Annotated in this window: 16 protein-coding genes; 11 read left to right on the top strand and 5 right to left on the bottom strand. The window is 75.3% G+C overall.

What is annotated here, in order from left to right; all coding sequences use genetic code 11:
• Together ACI784_RS15445 and ACI784_RS15440 are read left to right on the top strand one after the other, a co-directional pair.
• Positions 1 to 614, top strand: a 614-nt coding sequence (locus ACI784_RS15445; protein ID WP_457014041.1) for a zinc-binding dehydrogenase, incomplete at its 5' end; no start/stop codon positions are given.
• Positions 611 to 1219, top strand: a complete 609-nt coding sequence (locus ACI784_RS15440) for an MBL fold metallo-hydrolase (protein WP_456922403.1) — start codon at positions 611 to 613, stop codon at positions 1217 to 1219. The genes ACI784_RS15445 and ACI784_RS15440, both read left to right, overlap by 4 nt.
• Before the next feature lie 54 nt (positions 1220 to 1273).
• Here ACI784_RS15440 and ACI784_RS15435 read toward each other — a convergent pair whose 3' ends face one another.
• On the bottom strand, positions 1274 to 1942 hold the full coding sequence (locus tag ACI784_RS15435; protein WP_456922404.1) for a DUF5701 family protein: 669 nt from the start codon (positions 1940 to 1942) through the stop codon (positions 1274 to 1276).
• Between the two features lie 149 nt (positions 1943 to 2091).
• Here ACI784_RS15435 and purF point away from each other — a divergent pair, with 149 nt between their 5' ends.
• Positions 2092 to 3645, top strand: coding sequence for an amidophosphoribosyltransferase (purF, locus tag ACI784_RS15430; RefSeq protein WP_456922405.1), 1554 nt, complete (start codon positions 2092 to 2094; stop codon positions 3643 to 3645).
• On the top strand, positions 3642 to 4703 hold the full coding sequence (gene purM / locus ACI784_RS15425) for a phosphoribosylformylglycinamidine cyclo-ligase (RefSeq protein WP_457014040.1): 1062 nt from the start codon (positions 3642 to 3644) through the stop codon (positions 4701 to 4703). Before purF ends, purM begins: the two co-directional genes overlap by 4 nt.
• 135 nt (positions 4704 to 4838) lie before the next feature.
• Here the strand turns inward: purM and ACI784_RS15420 are convergent, their stop codons facing one another.
• From ACI784_RS15420 to ACI784_RS15410, 3 genes are all read right to left on the bottom strand, one after another.
• Complete coding sequence (locus ACI784_RS15420) at positions 4839 to 5063, bottom strand: DUF3073 domain-containing protein (protein WP_456922407.1); 225 nt, start codon at positions 5061 to 5063, stop codon at positions 4839 to 4841.
• A 184-nt stretch (positions 5064 to 5247) separates the two neighbouring features.
• Positions 5248 to 5736, bottom strand: coding sequence for an ester cyclase (locus ACI784_RS15415; RefSeq protein ID WP_456922408.1), 489 nt, complete (start codon positions 5734 to 5736; stop codon positions 5248 to 5250).
• Positions 5737 to 5900: 164 nt separating this feature from the next.
• A complete protein-coding gene (locus ACI784_RS15410) occupies positions 5901 to 6965 on the bottom strand; it encodes a Glu/Leu/Phe/Val family dehydrogenase (RefSeq protein WP_457014039.1) in 1065 nt (354 codons plus the stop codon).
• 109 nt (positions 6966 to 7074) lie between these two features.
• Here ACI784_RS15410 and ACI784_RS15405 point away from each other — a divergent pair, with 109 nt between their 5' ends.
• From ACI784_RS15405 to ACI784_RS15390, 4 genes are all read left to right on the top strand, one after another.
• Positions 7075 to 8058 carry a sugar ABC transporter substrate-binding protein gene (locus ACI784_RS15405; RefSeq protein ID WP_457014038.1) on the top strand — a complete coding sequence of 328 codons (984 nt, stop codon included), beginning with the start codon at positions 7075 to 7077 and terminating at the stop codon, positions 8056 to 8058.
• Between the two features lie 104 nt (positions 8059 to 8162).
• The gene (locus ACI784_RS15400) at positions 8163 to 9104 is read left to right on the top strand and encodes an ABC transporter permease (protein ID WP_457014037.1); all 942 of its coding nucleotides are present in this window, start codon (positions 8163 to 8165) and stop codon (positions 9102 to 9104) included.
• On the top strand, positions 9101 to 9919 hold the full coding sequence (locus ACI784_RS15395) for an ATP-binding cassette domain-containing protein (RefSeq protein WP_457014036.1): 819 nt from the start codon (positions 9101 to 9103) through the stop codon (positions 9917 to 9919). Before ACI784_RS15400 ends, ACI784_RS15395 begins: the two co-directional genes overlap by 4 nt.
• A gap of 152 nt (positions 9920 to 10071) precedes the next feature.
• Positions 10072 to 11433: a M23 family metallopeptidase gene (locus ACI784_RS15390; protein ID WP_457014035.1), complete on the top strand. Its 1362-nt coding sequence runs from the start codon at positions 10072 to 10074 to the stop codon at positions 11431 to 11433.
• A gap of 101 nt (positions 11434 to 11534) precedes the next feature.
• Here ACI784_RS15390 and ACI784_RS15385 read toward each other — a convergent pair whose 3' ends face one another.
• On the bottom strand, positions 11535 to 12053 hold the full coding sequence (locus tag ACI784_RS15385) for a hypothetical protein (protein ID WP_457014034.1): 519 nt from the start codon (positions 12051 to 12053) through the stop codon (positions 11535 to 11537).
• Between the two features lie 59 nt (positions 12054 to 12112).
• On the opposite strand from ACI784_RS15385, the gene ACI784_RS15380 reads away from it, so the two are divergent.
• From ACI784_RS15380 to ACI784_RS15370, 3 genes are read left to right on the top strand one after another with little or no spacing between them, the layout of a single operon-like run.
• Positions 12113 to 12982, top strand: coding sequence for an MBL fold metallo-hydrolase (locus ACI784_RS15380; protein ID WP_457014033.1), 870 nt, complete (start codon positions 12113 to 12115; stop codon positions 12980 to 12982).
• Positions 12979 to 14286 carry a class I adenylate-forming enzyme family protein gene (locus ACI784_RS15375; protein ID WP_457014032.1) on the top strand — a complete coding sequence of 436 codons (1308 nt, stop codon included), beginning with the start codon at positions 12979 to 12981 and terminating at the stop codon, positions 14284 to 14286. The genes ACI784_RS15380 and ACI784_RS15375 overlap by 4 nt, the downstream gene beginning before the upstream one ends.
• Positions 14283 to 15902 carry a GMC family oxidoreductase gene (locus ACI784_RS15370; RefSeq protein WP_457014031.1) on the top strand — a complete coding sequence of 540 codons (1620 nt, stop codon included), beginning with the start codon at positions 14283 to 14285 and terminating at the stop codon, positions 15900 to 15902. The genes ACI784_RS15375 and ACI784_RS15370 overlap by 4 nt, the downstream gene beginning before the upstream one ends.
• Positions 15903 to 15905 lie beyond the last annotated feature (3 nt).

Genomic DNA, 15905 nt, shown 5'->3' with positions numbered 1-15905 from the left:
TGCTCGGCTGCGGCGTCATGGCCGGCGTCGGCGCCGCGATCAACACCGGTGCGGTCAAGCGCGGCGAGAGCGTGGCGGTGTTCGGCTGCGGCGGCGTCGGTGACGCCGCGATCGCCGGCGCGAAGCTGGCCGGCGCGACGACGATCATCGCCGTCGACATCGACGACCGGAAGCTGGAGTGGGCCAAGAAGTTCGGCGCCACCCACACCGTGAACAGCAAGAACACCGACGCGGTGGAGGCGATCAAGGGCCACACCGGCGGCTTCGGTGTGGACGTCGCCATCGACGCCGTCGGCCACCCCGCGGTGTTCGAGCAGGCGTTCTACGCCCGCGACCTGGCCGGTCGCGTCATCCTCGTCGGCGTCCCGACCCCGGACATGACGATCGAGCTGCCGCTGATCGAGGTCTTCGGCCGCGGCGGTGCGACGAAGTCCTCCTGGTACGGCGACTGCCTGCCCAGCCGCGACTTCCCGATGCTCATCGACCTGTACCTGCAGGGCCGCTTCCCGCTCGACGACTTCGTCTCCGAGACGATCGGCATCGACGACGTCGACGCCGCCTTCGAGAAGATGCACCACGGCGAGGTGCTGCGTTCGGTGGTCGTCTTCAAGTGAGCGCTCGCATCGACAAGACCGTCGTCAGCGGGGTCTTCAGCCTCGACGGCCAGGACTTCGACGTCGACAACAACGTCTGGCTGGTCGGCGACGACAGCGAGGTGCTCGTCATCGACGCCCCGCACGACGCCGCACCGATCCTCGAGGCGGTCGGCGGACGCAGGGTGACGGCGATCGTGCTCACCCACGGGCACAACGACCACATCACCGCCGCGGTCGCGCTGCGCGAGGCCACCGGGGCGCCGATCTGGTTCAACCCGCAGGACCGGATGCTGTGGGACGTCGTCCACCCGGACGCCGCGCCGGACGACGAGCTGACCGAGGGGACGACCTTCACCGTCGCCGGGACGACCCTGACGGCGCTGCACACCCCCGGCCACTCGCCGGGCAGCACCTGTCTGCACGCCCCGGACCTGAACACGGTGTTCACCGGCGACACGCTGTTCTGCGGCGGTCCCGGCGCCACCGGGCGGTCCTACAGCGACAAGCCGACGATCCTGAACTCCATCAGGGCGCGGCTGCTGACGCTGCACGGTGACACCGTGGTGAAGACCGGCCACGGCGACGACACCACCGTCGCCGCCGAGACCGACAACATCCACTGAGCGACCCCCTCCGCCCCACCTCCCGCACGCGGGAGGTGGGGCGGAGCGGCGCTCTCAGGTGACCGGCGCGCGGCGCCGGGCGGAGGCGAAGCCCAGCCACGTGTGCCGGTTGCCGGCCCAGCACCAGCCGACCTTGGGGGCGTGCCGCCGCTCGCGGCCGTCGCGGCCGGTCCCGTTGCTGATCCACAGCGCCGGCGTCCGGGCGTCGAGCCGCCCGTCGGGCCTCCGCCGCCGCGAGCCGATCGTCATGAAGCAGTGGTTGCGGTCGAGGACCCCCGGAGCCTGCAGCACCCAGTGCAGCCCCTCCCCGAGGGTCAGCGGCGTCCGGTCCGCGCCGGTGATCGCCGGCAGCGCCTCGTCGGGGCTCCAGTTCGCCATGGCGTCGCCGCGGTCGGGCTGCTCGACCAGGTAGAGCGGCCCGCCGGGCAGGCCGACCTGCTCGATCGGGGCGAACGCGTCGACGTCGGTCATGTCGGCGACGACGAACCCGCGGCGACCGCCGACCTCCAGCAGCGGCGCGAGCGCCGAGACCGGTGCCAGCTGCGGCGACAGGACGAGGAGCGCGCCGTCGTCCCGGACGCGGGCAGCGCAGCCGCGCAGGTCCTGGGCGGACAGCCCGGCCACCTCGTGCGCACCGAGGGCGATCAGCCGCTCGGCCTGGTCCGCGACGCGCGGCAGAGCGGGGAGCACGGTGGGCGGGGCGGCGGGCAGGACGGCGGGCACGGGCACCTCCGAGACGGACGGACACGGCCGGAGACCAACGCGCCGGTCCCCGCCCGGGTTCCTGACGACCCGCGCGGGCCGGGCCGGACGTGGGCACGGTCACCCCGCGGCTCGCGGGCAGCGGCCGCCGCCCCGGTACCGTGGACACCGTGCCTCGCGGTGATGGACGGCTGACGCACGACCTCGACCCCCAGTCTCCCGGCCCCCAGGACGCGTGCGGCGTCTTCGGTGTCTGGGCGCCGGGGGAGGAGGTCGCGAAGCTCACCTACTTCGGTCTCTACGCCCTGCAGCACCGCGGTCAGGAGGCGGCCGGGATCGCGGTCTCCGACGGTGCCTCGGTCGTCGTCTACAAGGACCTCGGGCTGGTCAGCCAGGTCTTCGACGAGGCCACCCTGGGCAGCCTGCACGGGCACCTGGCCGTGGGGCACACCCGCTACTCCACGACCGGTGCGTCGACGTGGGAGAACGCCCAGCCCACCTTCCGCACCACCGACGCCGGCACCGGCCTGGCGCTGTGCCACAACGGCAACCTGGTGAACACCGCGGAGCTGGCCGCCAAGGCCGCCGACAGCGGGGTGCGGGGCGCCTTCAGCTCCACCACCGACTCCGACCTGGTGACCGCGCTGATCGCCGCCCGGCCCGACCTCTCGGTCGAGGCCGCCGCCATGGAGGTGCTGCCGCAGCTGCGCGGCGCCTTCAGCTTCACCTTCATGGACGAGACCACCCTGTACGCCGCCCGCGACCCGCAGGGCGTGCGACCCCTGGTCCTCGGCCGGCTCGAGCGTGGCTGGGTGGTGGCCAGCGAGACGGCGGCCCTGGACATCGTGGGCGCCTCGATCGTGCGCGAGGTCGAGCCGGGTGAGCTCATCGCCATCGACGAGGACGGCCTGCGCAGCCAGCACTTCGCGGCGGCCGAGCCCAAGGGCTGCGTCTTCGAGTACGTCTACCTCGCCCGCCCCGACACGACGATCGGCGGCCGCGGGGTGCACGCCGCGCGCGTCGAGATCGGCCGGCGGCTGGCCAAGGAGCACCCGGTCGACGCCGACCTGGTCATCCCGGTCCCCGAGTCCGGCACGCCGGCCGCGGTCGGGTACGCCGAGGCCAGCGGGATCCCCTACGGGCTCGGCCTGGTCAAGAACTCCTACGTCGGCCGCACCTTCATCCAGCCGTCGCAGACGATCCGCCAGCTGGGCATCCGGCTCAAGCTCAACCCGCTGCGCGACGTCATCCGTGGCAAGCGGCTGGTCGTCGTCGACGACTCCATCGTGCGGGGCAACACGCAGCGGGCGCTGATCCGCATGCTGCGCGAGGCCGGCGCGGTCGAGGTGCACGTGCGGATCTCCTCGCCGCCGGTGAAGTGGCCGTGCTTCTACGGCATCGACTTCGCCAGCCGCGCGGAGCTGATCGCCAACGGCCTGGACGTCGACGGGGTGCGCGCCTCCATCAACGCCGACTCGCTGGCCTACGTCTCCGAGCAGGGCCTGATCGCCGCCACCGAGCAGCCGGCCACCCGGCTGTGCACCGCGTGCTTCACCGGCCAGTACCCGATCCCGCTCGGCGAGACCGAGGTGCTGGGCAAGCACCTGCTGGAGGGCATCGGCCGCCGGGTGGACGCCACGCGTGCGGTCAGCGGCTGGACCGGCCAGCAGGCCGGCAGCGCCACCGTGCCCGGTGGTGCCGACGACGCCCTGACCCGCCCGTGAGCAACGGCAGCGAGTTCACCTACGCCGCCTCCGGCGTCGACATCGACGCGGGGGAGCGCGCCGTCACGCTGATGCGGGCGGCGGTGGAGAAGACCAACCGCCCGGAGGTCGTCGGCGGCCTCGGCGGGTTCGCCGGCCTGTTCGCCCTCGACACGACCAAGTACCGCAGGCCGCTGCTGGCCTCCTCCACCGACGGCGTGGGTACCAAGATCGCGCTGGCCCGCGCCCTCGACCGCCACGACACCGTCGGGATCGACCTGGTCGCGATGGTCGTCGACGACCTGGTGGCCTGCGGCGCCGAGCCGCTGTTCCTGCAGGACTACGTCGCCTGTGGCCGGGTGGTGCCCGAGCGCATCGCGGCGATCGTCACCGGCATCGCCACCGGTGCCACGCTGGCCGGCGCGGCGCTGGTCGGCGGGGAGACCGCCGAGCACGGCGAGCTCATGGGCGCCGACGACTACGACCTGGCCGCCACCGCCGTGGGCGTCGTCGAGGCCGACGCGGTCCTGGGCCCGGAGCGGGTCCAGGACGGCGACGCCGTCATCGCGATGGCGTCCTCCGGCTTCCACTCCAACGGCTACTCGCTGGTCCGCCGCGTGGTCGCCGCCGCGGGGCTCGACCTGCACGCCACCCCGGCCGGCCTGGGCCGGCCGCTGGGCGAGGAGCTGCTGGAGCCCACCCGCATCTACGCGCTCGACTGCCTGGCCCTCGTGGAGCGGTTCGGCGTCGACGGCGTGCACGCCTACGCGCACATCACCGGCGGTGGCCTGGCCGGCAACACCGCCCGCGTCGTCCCCGACGGCCTGGAGGCCGTCCTCGACCGGGGCACCTGGGCGCTGCCGGCGGCCGTGCGCCTGCTCGAGGAGCACGGGGTGCCGCGCACGGAGTCCGAGCGGGCCTTCAACTGCGGCGTCGGCATGGTCGCCGCGGTGGCCCCGGAGGTCGCCGACGAGGCGGTCGCGGCGCTGGCCGCGCGCGGGGTCCCGGCCTGGGTCGCGGGCAGCGTGCAGGAGCGCTCGACCGACACCGCTGCACGGCTGGTCGGCAGCTACCGCTGAGCCCGCTGCCGGCCGGCACCGGGAGCCGCCGGACCCGGGGGGCCGGCGGCAGCAGGAGCACGCGCAACGACACCGCCGCCCCCGAGGGGGCGGCGGTGTCGTGCGGTCAGACCGACGGGTGCGGGCGCACCCGGATCAACGGCTGGTGGCCCAGTCGTCGTCCGAGTCGTCGTCCGCCCAGCGGTCGGTGTACTCGTCGTCCTCGTCATCGTCGTCGGTCGCCCGGTGAGGAGCGGTGTACGACGACGACGGTGAACCGGCCAACTCGCGCTGGAGCGCGGAGAGGTCGGTGTTCGGTGAGCTGTACTTGAGCTCACGGGCCACGCGTGTCTGCTTGGCCTTCGCTCGGCCGCGCCCCATCGGCTCGACCCCCTCGTTACGGAGTACGGGAGCCCAGCTCCGGGCTGGACGGCCCGCGTGGCGACCCCGACTGAGTGACTGTGTCTCGGACGAGCTTACGACACGGATCCGCGACGGGCACGGGTCTCCCCCCGCAGTCCCCCGTCAGGGCGTCGTGGGGAGGCCGGACCCGTCCGTCCGGGTGTCAGCGGGGCGCGCGGGCGGGCGCCTCGTCGGTGGTGGCCCGCGGCCCGGGGACCGCTGCGGGGGCCGCCTCGGGCTGGCTGAGTCCCAGCTGGGTCAGGAAGTCCAGCTGGTCGTAGTAGAAGCGGTGCTGCACGGCCACCCCGTCCCGCACGGTGACGAGGTCGCACTCGCGGAGGCGGAGGGCCCTGCCGGTGGGAGGGATGTCGCCCTCGGGTCCGCTGAGCGTCCCCGTGTGCGTCCCGACGAGGTACCCCTCGTCGATGGCGGTGTCGCCGCTCTCGTACTCGTTCCCGGACTCCCACGTCAGGTCCGGGAACGCGCTCCGGAAGCCCATGAGGTACTCGACGATCGCCGGACCGCCCTGGAGCCGGGGCCCCTCCGGCCGGTCGGCGACGGCGTCCGACGCGTACAGCCGGCCCAGAGCCTCGGCATCGCCCCGGACGACTGCGTCGGTGATGCGGTCCATGGTCTCGCGTGCCTGACCCATGACGACCTCCTCGGTCGCCCCGCCGCCCCGTCCGTCCGACCGTCGCCGTCGGCGAGGCGCCGGGCGCCGTCGCGAGCAGCGCGTCCCGGGCCGGGCCCACGCCTGCGGCGGGACCGTCCCCAGCCTCGGTCCCCGCCGTCCCGCGGAGCAAGGGGCGAACGACCTCAGCGCGGCAGGCGGATGGTGGCCAGCCGGCCGACGGCGGCCATGCGCTCCTCGGCCAGTCGGTCGGCCGCGACGGCGGGGGAGACGCCCTGCTCCTCGGCGCTGCGGAACACCCGCAGCGCGACGTCGAAGATGCCGGCGGCCCTGGCCTCGGCGCGGGCGAAGGAGAACCCGTGCCGCTCGTCCTCCACCTGGATCACCCCGCCGGCGTTGACGAGGTAGTCCGGGGCGTACAGGATGCCCCGGCGCATGAGCTGCTCGGCGGTGCCGTCGTGGGCGAGCTGGTTGTTGGCCCCGCCGCAGACGATCTCGGCCTCCAGCTCCGCGACCGTCTCGTCGTCCAGGGCCCCGCCGAGGGCGCAGGGGGCGTAGACGTCCGACGGCGTGCGCACCAGCGTCGCGGTGTCGGCCACCGCGTCGACGGCGGGGTGGCGGGCCAGTACCCGCTCCACCGCGCCGGCGTCGACGTCGGTGACCACCACGTCGGCGCCGTCCTCCACGAGGCGGTCGACCAGCCAGCTGCCCACCTTGCCGACGCCGGCCACGGCGACCGTGCGCCCGGCGAGGGAGGGCTTGCCCCAGCGGTGCTGCGCGGCGGCCCGCATGCCCTGGAAGACGCCGTAGGCGGTGAGCACCGAGGAGTCGCCGCAGCCGCCGTTGGCCTCGGAGCGGCCGTGCGCGAACCGGGTCTCCCGGGCGACGACGTCGAGGTCGGCGTTGTAGGTGCCGACGTCGCAAGCGGTCAGGTAGCGGCCGCCCAGGGACTCGACGAACCGGCCGTAGGCACGCAGCAGCGCCTCGGTCTTGTCGGTGGCCGGGTCGCCGATGATGACCGCCTTGCCACCGCCGAGGTCCAGCCCGGCCAGGCTGTTCTTGTAGGCCATGGCCTTCGACAGGGCCAGCGCGTCGGCGACCGCGGCCTCCTCGCTGGGGTACGGGTAGAACCGCGTGCCGCCCAGCGCCGGACCCAGCGCCGTGGAGTAGATGGCGATCACCGCGCGGAGCCCGGACCCCGGGTCGGAGCAGAAGACGACCTGTTCGTGACCGGAGCCGAGAACGTCCACGCGGCGAGGGTAGAACGCGGGGGCGGGGGCTCCGGCGGGCCCGCGCAGGCGGGCGGGCATGATCGGGGGTCGGACACCCCCAGCGACCCCCTCGGAGGACGACCGCTCCATGGCTGCACCGAGCCGACTGCTCGCACTGGCGGTCGCGGCGCCGCTGCTGCTCGCCGCCTGCACGACCGAGGGCGGCAGTGGGGGCGGCGGCGGGAGCGGCGGGGGTGGTCTCGACGCCGGTGGGGACCTCACCTTCGCCGTCGTCACGCACGGCTCGGCCGGTGACGCGTTCTGGGACGTCGTGCAGAACGGCGCCGAGGCCGCGGGGGAGGACCTCGGCATCTCCGTGGACTACCAGAGCGACGGCGACGCGCAGCGCCAGTCGCAGCTGGTCGACGCGGCGGTCAACCAGGACGTCGACGGCCTCGTCGTCTCGATGGCCAACCCGGACGCGCTGCAGGACGCCGTCGAGGCCGCGGTCGCGGCCGGGATCCCGGTCGTGACGATCAACTCCGGCGGGGAGCGCTCGGTGGAGTTCGGCGCCGTCGGGCACGTCGGCCAGGACGAGGAGATCGCGGGGCGCGGCGCCGGGGAGCGGCTGGCCGCCGACGGTGCGCAGAACGTCCTGTGCGTCGTCCACGAGCCGGGCAACATCGGCCACGAGCAGCGCTGCGCCGGCGCGGCGGAGGGCCTCGGCCGGCAGCTCACCCCGCTGCAGGTCGACATCAACGACCTGCAGGGCGCGCAGTCGACGATCACCTCGCAGCTGCAGAGCGACCCGAGCATCGACGGCGTCCTCACGCTGAACTCCGCGGTCGCCGCGGTGGCCGTCGCGGCGGTGTCCGACGCCGGCTCCGACGCCGCGATCGCCACCTTCGACCTCAACCAGGACGTCATCAGCGGCATCCAGGCGGGGGACATCTCCTTCGCCGTCGACCAGCAGCAGTACGAGCAGGGCTACCTGCCGATCGTGATGCTCAAGCTCTACGCGCAGAACCTGAACACCGTCGGCGGCGGGCACCCGGTGCTCACCGGCCCCGGCATCGTCGACGCCGGGAACGTCGACGACATCGCCGGCCTCGCCTCGGCCGGCACCCGCTGAGCGCCGCCGCCGAGGCCGCCCCGCAGGCCGACGAGCGCATCGCCGCCGTCGGCCCCCTGCGGCGGCTGCTGGTCAAGCCCGAGCTCGGCGCCCTCATCGGCGCGGTGGTGGTCTTCGCGTTCTTCGCGCTGCAGTCGCCGGTGTTCCGCTCGCTCGGTGGCGTGGCGAACTGGCTGGACCCGGCGTCCACGCTCGGGATCATGGCCGTCGCGGTCGCGCTGCTCATGATCGGCGGGCACTTCGACCTCTCCGCCGGCGTGATGACCGGGACGACGGCGCTGACGGTCGGCATCGTCGCGACGGAGTTCGGGCAGGACGTCTGGGTCGCGATCGCCGTCGCGCTGGTGCTCGCGCTGGGGGTCGGCTTCCTCAACGGCTGGCTGGTGACCCGCACCGGGCTGCCCAGCTTCATCATCACGCTGGGCTCGTTCCTGATGCTGCAGGGCCTGAACCTGGGGCTGACCAAGTTCTTCACCGGCACGGTCACCGCCGGCGGGATCGCCGCAGCGCCGGGCTACGGCAGCGCGGAGTGGGTGTTCGCCTCCCGGATGCAGATGGCCGGGGTCGAGTTCCGGGTGGCGGTCCTGTGGTGGGTGCTGGTCACCGCCCTGGCGGCCTGGGTGCTGCTGAAGACGCCGTTCGGCAACTGGGTCTTCGCCACCGGCGGGGACGAGGTCGCGGCCCGCAACGTCGGCGTCCCGACCCGGCGCACCACCGTCACGCTGTTCATGACGACGGCCGCCGCGGCCTGGTTCGTCGGCACGACCCTGGCGATCCGGCTGACCTCGGTGCAGGCCAACACCGGCATCGGCCAGGAGCTGATCTACATCGTCGCCGCGGTCATCGGCGGGTGCCTGCTCACCGGCGGGTTCGGCTCCGCGATCGGCGCCTCGCTGGGGGCGCTGGTGTTCGGCATGACCCAGCTGGGCATCGTCTACCTGCGCTGGGACGCCGACTGGTTCTACTTCTTCCTCGGGGCCATGCTGCTGCTCGCCGTCCTGACCAACCGGCTGGTCCGCCGCTACGCCGAGGCGGCGCGCCGGTGAGCGGCATCGAGGTGCCCCTGCTGGAGCTGCGTGACGTCGGCAAGGACTTCGGCTCGGTGATCGCCCTGGACGGCGTGAGCACCACCGTGCGGGCCGGCGAGGTCACCTGCGTGCTGGGTGACAACGGGGCGGGCAAGTCCACGCTCATCAAGATCCTCGCGGGGGTGCACCGCCCGGACCGCGGGGAGGTGCTGCTCGACGGGCAGCCGGTGTCGTTCTCCGCCCCGCGGGAGGCCCTGGACGCCGGGATCGCCACGGTCCACCAGGACCTCGCGATGATCCCGCTGTTGGCCATCTGGCGGAACTTCTTCCTCGGGGCCGAGCCGACCCGCGGGCGCGGGCCCTTCCTGCGGTTCGACTCCGCCCACGCCAAGGAGGTCACGCGCCGTGAGCTGCGGGCGATGGGCGTCGACATCCGGGACCCCGACCAGCCGGTGGGCACCCTCTCCGGGGGCGAGCGGCAGTCGGTGGCGATCGCCCGCGCCGTCCACTTCGGCGCGCGGGTGCTCATCCTCGACGAGCCGACCTCGGCGCTCGGGGTGAAGCAGGCCGGCATGGTGCTGCGCTACATCGCCCGGGCGCGCGACCGCGGGGTCGGGGTGGTCTTCATCACCCACAACCCGCACCACGCCCACCCGGTGGGGGACCGCTTCCTGCTGCTGGGCCGCGGTCGCAGCCTCGGGGACTTCGCGAAGGGCGAGGTCAGCGTCGAGGAGATCACCCGGCTGATGGCCGGCGGAGCCGAGCTCGCGGAGCTGACGACCGAGCTGGAGCGGCCGCCGTCCGAGAAAGGGGCCGGTCAGCCCTCAAGGTGAGCCCCCGGGGTGACGAGAACAAGAGGGACAGGAGGGGAGCAGGCGCTCCGCGAGCACGGTGTGACGACTGTGCCGCGTGTTGGCTTTGTCACCAGGTGTGACGGTGCCACGCTGCGTCGGCCCCCCCGCCCCCCTCTTCCCCAGGGAGCGTCATGCTGCACAGCCGTCCCCGCCGGCGCGCGTCCGTCCCCTCCGGGGTCGCGGCGTCCCGCTCGTGGACGCGTGCCGGTGCCGTGCGGGCCCTGCTCGCCGGCGCCGTGACCGGAGTGGTCCTGGTCGGCACCGCCGCCCCCGCCGGTGCCGTCCCGGCGCCGCCGCCCAATCCGACCGACACCGAGATCGGCCAGGCGCAGTCGGCCCAGGACGCCGCCGCCGCCGAGGTGGGCCGGATCGCCGCCCTCGTCGCCGAGGCGGAGGGGCAGCTGGAGCGCTACGCCGTCCAGGCCGAGGCCGCCGGCGCCGCCTACCTGGCCGCCGAGGAGGCCCTCGCCCAGGCGCAGGAGGCCGCCGAGCGGACGGCGGCCGAGCTGCAGGTCGCGGCCGACGCCGTCACCGCGGCCACCTCCCGCATCGCCGGCTTCTCCCGTGACAGCTACATGAACGGCAGCACGCTGTCCACCGCCGCGGTGCTGCTGGACGCCGAGGGGCCGGCCGAGCTGGTCCAGCGGGCCGCGATGATCGACTACGTCTCCGACAACCAGATCGACGTCCTCGGCCAGCTCGAGATCGCCCGTGTCCAGCAGGCCAACGCCGACTCCGCCGCCCGCTCGGCCCGCGACCAGATGGCCGCCGCGGAGGCCGCGGCGGAGGAGGCCAAGGCCGCCGCCGACGGCCAGCTGGCCGCCCAGCGGGCCGCCTACGACCAGGTCGCCGCGCAGAAGGCCGACTACGACCAGCAGCTGCAGGCCGCCCAGATCAAGCTCCTCGAGCTGCAGGGCGCCCGCGACGCCTACCAGCAGTGGCAGCAGCAGAAGGCCGCCGAGGAGGCCGCGGCCGCCGCGGCCGCCCGCCGTGCCGCCGAGGAGGCCGCCGCCGCGGCCGCCGCGGCCCGGTCCGCCGCCTCCACCAGTGGCGGGGGCGCCGCGCCGTCAGGGGGCTCGGGTGGCTCCGGCCCGTACGTGAAGCCCACCTCCGGCCGCACCTCCAGCTGCTTCGGCTGGCGCTGGGGCGCCCTGCACGGCGGCGTCGACATCGCCGCCCCGATCGGCACCCCGATCTACGCGGCCCACTCCGGCGTCGTGCAGCGCGCCGGCACCGCGACCGGCTTCGGCTACGCGGTCTACGTCCGCGGCGACGACGGCGCGATCACCGTCTACGGCCACGTCAACCGGTACTTCGTCCGGGCCGGCGAGCGGGTGGTGGCCGGCGAGCAGATCGCCGAGGTCGGCAACCGCGGGCAGTCGACCGGGCCGCACCTGCACTTCGAGGTGCACCCGAGCGGGGCCATGTACGGCGGCCAAGTCGACCCGGTGCCGTGGATGCGTGCCCGCGGCGTGAGCATCAGCGGCTGCTGAACGGCCCTCTGCAGGGGCTCGCGGCCCCGTCCCGTGGCTCACCCCGAGCCTGCGAGGGGTGAGGAGGACGGGGTCCTTCCACGGTGGGGCAGGGGCCTTCCTCAACTCGTCGGGGCGGCGCCGCCGAGCCCGCAGTTGGTGGAGATGTAGCCGAGCAGGTTGGTCTGCGCGGGGCCGAGGTCCTGGGTGAGCTGCTGCTCGGCCTGCGCGAGCTGCTGTTGCCCCTCGGGGGTGCTGAGGTCCAGCGTCGCCGCGGTGGCGCCGAGCTGCCGCAGGCTGCCGACGAACGCCTCCCAGTCACCGGCGATCTCGGCGGGCGGCTCCACCTGCTCCAGCGCGCCCACGATCTGCGGCAGGTTGCCGGCCAGCTCCGCCGGGGTGGCCGTCTGCAGGCTGCTGAAGGTGGCGAAGGCCGTCGTCACCTGGGAGCAGAACTCCGCGGCCGCCGGGTCCGGGGCCGGGGTCTGCGCCGGCTCGCTGGTGGTGGTGGCCGCGGACGACGACGAGGTGCTCGGCGAGGCGGCCGGCTCGTCGTCCCCGGACCCGCCGCATGCGGTGAGCAGGACGGCGGCCGCGGCCGCGGTGACGGCCGATCGGACGAGGGAGGCGGGCACTCGCATGGCCGAACGCTAACCGCTGTGCGCGCCCGCCGTGCGACCCGCGGGCTACGGTGCCGGTCGTGCAGACCCCGGCCGACCCGCGCACCAGCTGGGACCTCCCGGCACCCGGCGAGCTGCCGCGCACGGCGGTCCTGGAGCCCCTGGTGACCCGCGTGCTGGCGCCCAACCCCTCGCCGATGACCCTCGACGGCACCAACACCTACGTGGTGGGCGCCCCGGGCACCGGCCAGGCCGTCCTCGTCGACCCGGGCCCGGACGACCCGGCGCACCTCGCGGCCGTCGAGGCGGCCCTGGGCGACCGGGGCGCCCGCTGCGTCGCCGTGCTCGTCACCCACCACCACGGCGACCACGCCGAGGCCGCGCTGCCGTGGGGCGCCCGGTTCGGCGTCCCGGTGGCCGCGGCCGACCCGCGCGTCGCGGGCCCGGGCGGCCGGGTGCTGGCGCCGGGGGAGCGGCTGACGCTGGCCGGCACGCCGCTGGGCGTCGTCCCCACGCCGGGGCACACCGCCGACCACCTGGCGTTCCGGCTGGAGTCCGGGGCGGTGCTCGTGGGCGACCACGTGCTCGGCCGCGGCACCTCGGTGGTCACCCACCCGGAGGGCGACGTGCTGGCCTACCTGGAGTCGCTGCGCCGAGTGCACGACCTGGGCCCGAGCGCGCTGTACTGCGGGCACGGCCCGGAGCTCACCGAGGACCCGGGCGCGGTCCTGGACTTCTACCTGGCGCACCGCGCGATGCGGGAGGAGCAGCTGCTCGCCGCGCTGGCCGACGGGCCGCGGACCGTCGACGAGCTCGTCGCGACCGTGTACGCGGAGGTCCCCCGGGTCGTGTGGCCGGCCGCCGCCCAATCGACCCGGGCGACCCTGGTCAAGCTGCTCGCCGAGGGCCGGGTCGAGGGCCGGCTCGACGGGCCGGTGCGGACGGCGTGACCGGCGCCGCCGTGGTCCGGGCCGCGGACGCCGAGCGCGACCAGCGGCGCGCCGCGGCCGCGCTGCGGGCCGAGGGCCTGGTCCCGGGCGACCGGCTGCTGGTGTCGGCGTCCTCCTGCTCCGCGCTGCTCGCTGTCGTCCTCGGCGCGCTGCGCACCGGGGTGGTCCCGGTCGTGCTCGACCCCGCCCTGCCGGCCGCCGAGCGGGCCGGGCTGGCCGCCGACGCCGATCCGCGGCTGGACGTCGGCGGCGTGCCGGAGCGCCTGCTCGCCGGGACGGCGGAGGCCGAGCTGGCCGACGTCCCGCTGGCCCGGCCGATGCACTACACGTCGGGCACGACCGGCCGGCGCAAGGGCGTGTGGTCCGGCGTGCTGGCCGAGGACGACGCCCGCGCGCTGGCCGCGGAGGAGATCGACCTGTGGGGCTTCGGCCCCGCTGACCGGCACCTGGTGCTCTCCCCGCTGCACCACTCGGCGCCGCTCCGCTTCGCGGTGCACACCTTGCTCGCCGGTGGGGAGGTGCTGCTGCCCGGCCCGTTCGACGCGGCCCGCGCGGCGGCGGCGATCTCCACGCTGCGGCCCACCACGGCCTTCTGCGTGCCCACGCACCTGCAGCGCCTGATCGCCCGCGACGACGTCGACTGGTCCTCCTTCCGCCGTCTCGTGCACGCCGGCGCGCCCTGCCCCGAGCCGCTCAAGCGGGCGGTGCTGGCGGCCCTGCCCGAGGGCAGCGTGTGGGAGTTCTACGGCTCCACGGAGGCGCAGTTCACCGTCTGCTCGCCCGGCGACTGGCTGGCCCGCCCCGGGAGCGTGGGCCGCGCCCGGCCGGGGCGACGGCTGGAGACCGACGAGCGCGGGCAGCTGTGGTGCGCGGTGCCGCGGTGGGCCCGGTTCGAGTACTGGCGTGCGCCGGAGAAGACGGCGGCGGCCTGGCGGGGCGACCGGGTGACCGTCGGCGACCTCGGCCGGGTGGACGACGACGGTGTCGTGTGGCTCGACGGCCGCCGCGAGGACCTGGTGATCTCCGGCGGGGTCAACGTCTACCCCGCGGAGGTGGAGGCGGTGCTCGACGCCCATCCCGGGGTCGTGGAGTGCGCGGTCGTGGGCGTGCCCGACGAGCAGTGGGGCCAGCGGGTGGTCGCCGCCTACGTCGGCACCGCGGAGCCCGCCGAGCTGGCCGCCTGGGCGCGGGAGCGGCTGAGCCCCGCCAAGCGGCCCAAGAGCCTGCACCCGGTCGCCGAGCTGCCCCGCACCTCGACGGGCAAGGTGCGCAGGCTGGACCTGCCGCGGGTCCTGGGGCTGTGACGCCACCCGAGTGGGACGTCGTCGTCGTGGGCGCCGGGACGTCGGGCGCACCGCTGGCGGCCCGCCTGGCCGACGCCGGCCGCCGCGTCCTGGTGCTGGAGGCCGGCGCCGACCACGCCCGGCCCGCGGACTTCCCGACGGTGCTGCGCGACGCGGCCACGATGGGCGCCGCCGTGCCCGGGCACCCCGCGAACTGGGACCACACGGGGGTGCTCACCGAGGAGGTCACCTTCCCGGTGCCGCGCGGCCGGGTGGTGGGCGGCTCGAGTGCGATCAACGGCGGCTACTTCATCCGCGGCACCCGCGCCGACTTCGACGGCTGGGCGGGCGAGGGCAACGACCTGTGGTCGGCCGACCGGGTGCTGCCGGCCTTCGTCCGCCTGGAGGCCGACCGGGAGTACGGCGACCGGCCGGGGCACGGCAGCGCGGGTCCGGTGCCGGTCCGGCGTCCGCGGGCCGGGCACCCCCTCGCCGACGCCTTCGCCGCCGCGGCGGCGGAGCTGGGGTTCCCGGCCGAGCCGGACAAGAACGCCGACGGCGCGCCCGGGTACGGGCCGGTGCCGCTGAACGTGGCCGACGGGGTGCGGACCAACACCGCGATGGCCTACCTCTCCCCGCGGCGGGGGCACCGGGGGCTGACCGTGCGGGGCGGCGTGCACGTGCGGCGGGTCGTCGTCGAGGGTGGCCGGGCCGTGGGGGTGGAGACCGCCGAGGGCGTCGTGCGGGCCGGCGAGGTGGTGCTCAGCGCGGGCGCGGTCGGCTCGCCGCACCTGCTCCTGCTGTCGGGCATCGGGCCGGCCGAGGACCTGCGCGCGCTGGGCCTGGACGTGGTGGCCGACGTGCCCGGCGTCGGGGCCCGGTTCAGCGACCACCCCGACCTCTACGTGACCTACCGGCCGGCCCGCCGGCTGCCGATGCCGCGGGACCTCCACCCGCTGCACGGGGTCCTCCACACCACCTCCGACGGCGGCACCACCCCCGGCGACCTCGAGGTCATGCCGTGGCTCAAGCCGTTCAGCCGGGTGATGGTCAGCCGCTCGTCCGCGGGGGTCGCCGGCGCGCTGCGCCGCCCGGCCGCCACCCTGCGGGCCGTGCGCGGGGCCTCGCTGCACCGGCTGGTCGACACCGCGCGGCGCCGCGACGACCTGTTCGTCGGGGTGGCGCTGCAGGCCGAGGACAGCCGTGGCCGGCTGAGCCTGACCTCCACCGACCCGCGCGTGCAGCCGCGCCTGGAGTACCGCTACCTGACCGAGGTCTCCGACCGCCGGCGGATGCGGGAGGTGGTCCGGCTGGCGGCCGAGCTGCTGCGGGCGCCGTCCCTGGCCCCGCTGGTGGCCGAGCGGACCGGCCTGCCCGACGACGTCCTGGCCGACGACCGCGAGCTGGACCGCTGGATCGGCCGGCACCTGGCCACCGCCGTCCACCTGGCCGGGACGGCGCGCATGGGACCGGACGGCGACCCCGGCGCGGTGGTCGACCAGCACCTGCGGGTGCGGGGGGTCGAGGGGCTGCGGGTGGTCGACACCTCGGTCATGCCGCGGGTGACCTCGCGGGGCCCGGCGGCGACCGCGGTCATGATCGGCGAGCGGGCCGCCGAGCTGATGACGGCGTCGTGACCC

This window comes from Geodermatophilus sp. SYSU D01186 (assembly GCF_054050215.1).
Note: the sequence above shows the minus strand (reverse complement) of the source record. Positions and strands in the feature narration are given on the sequence as shown.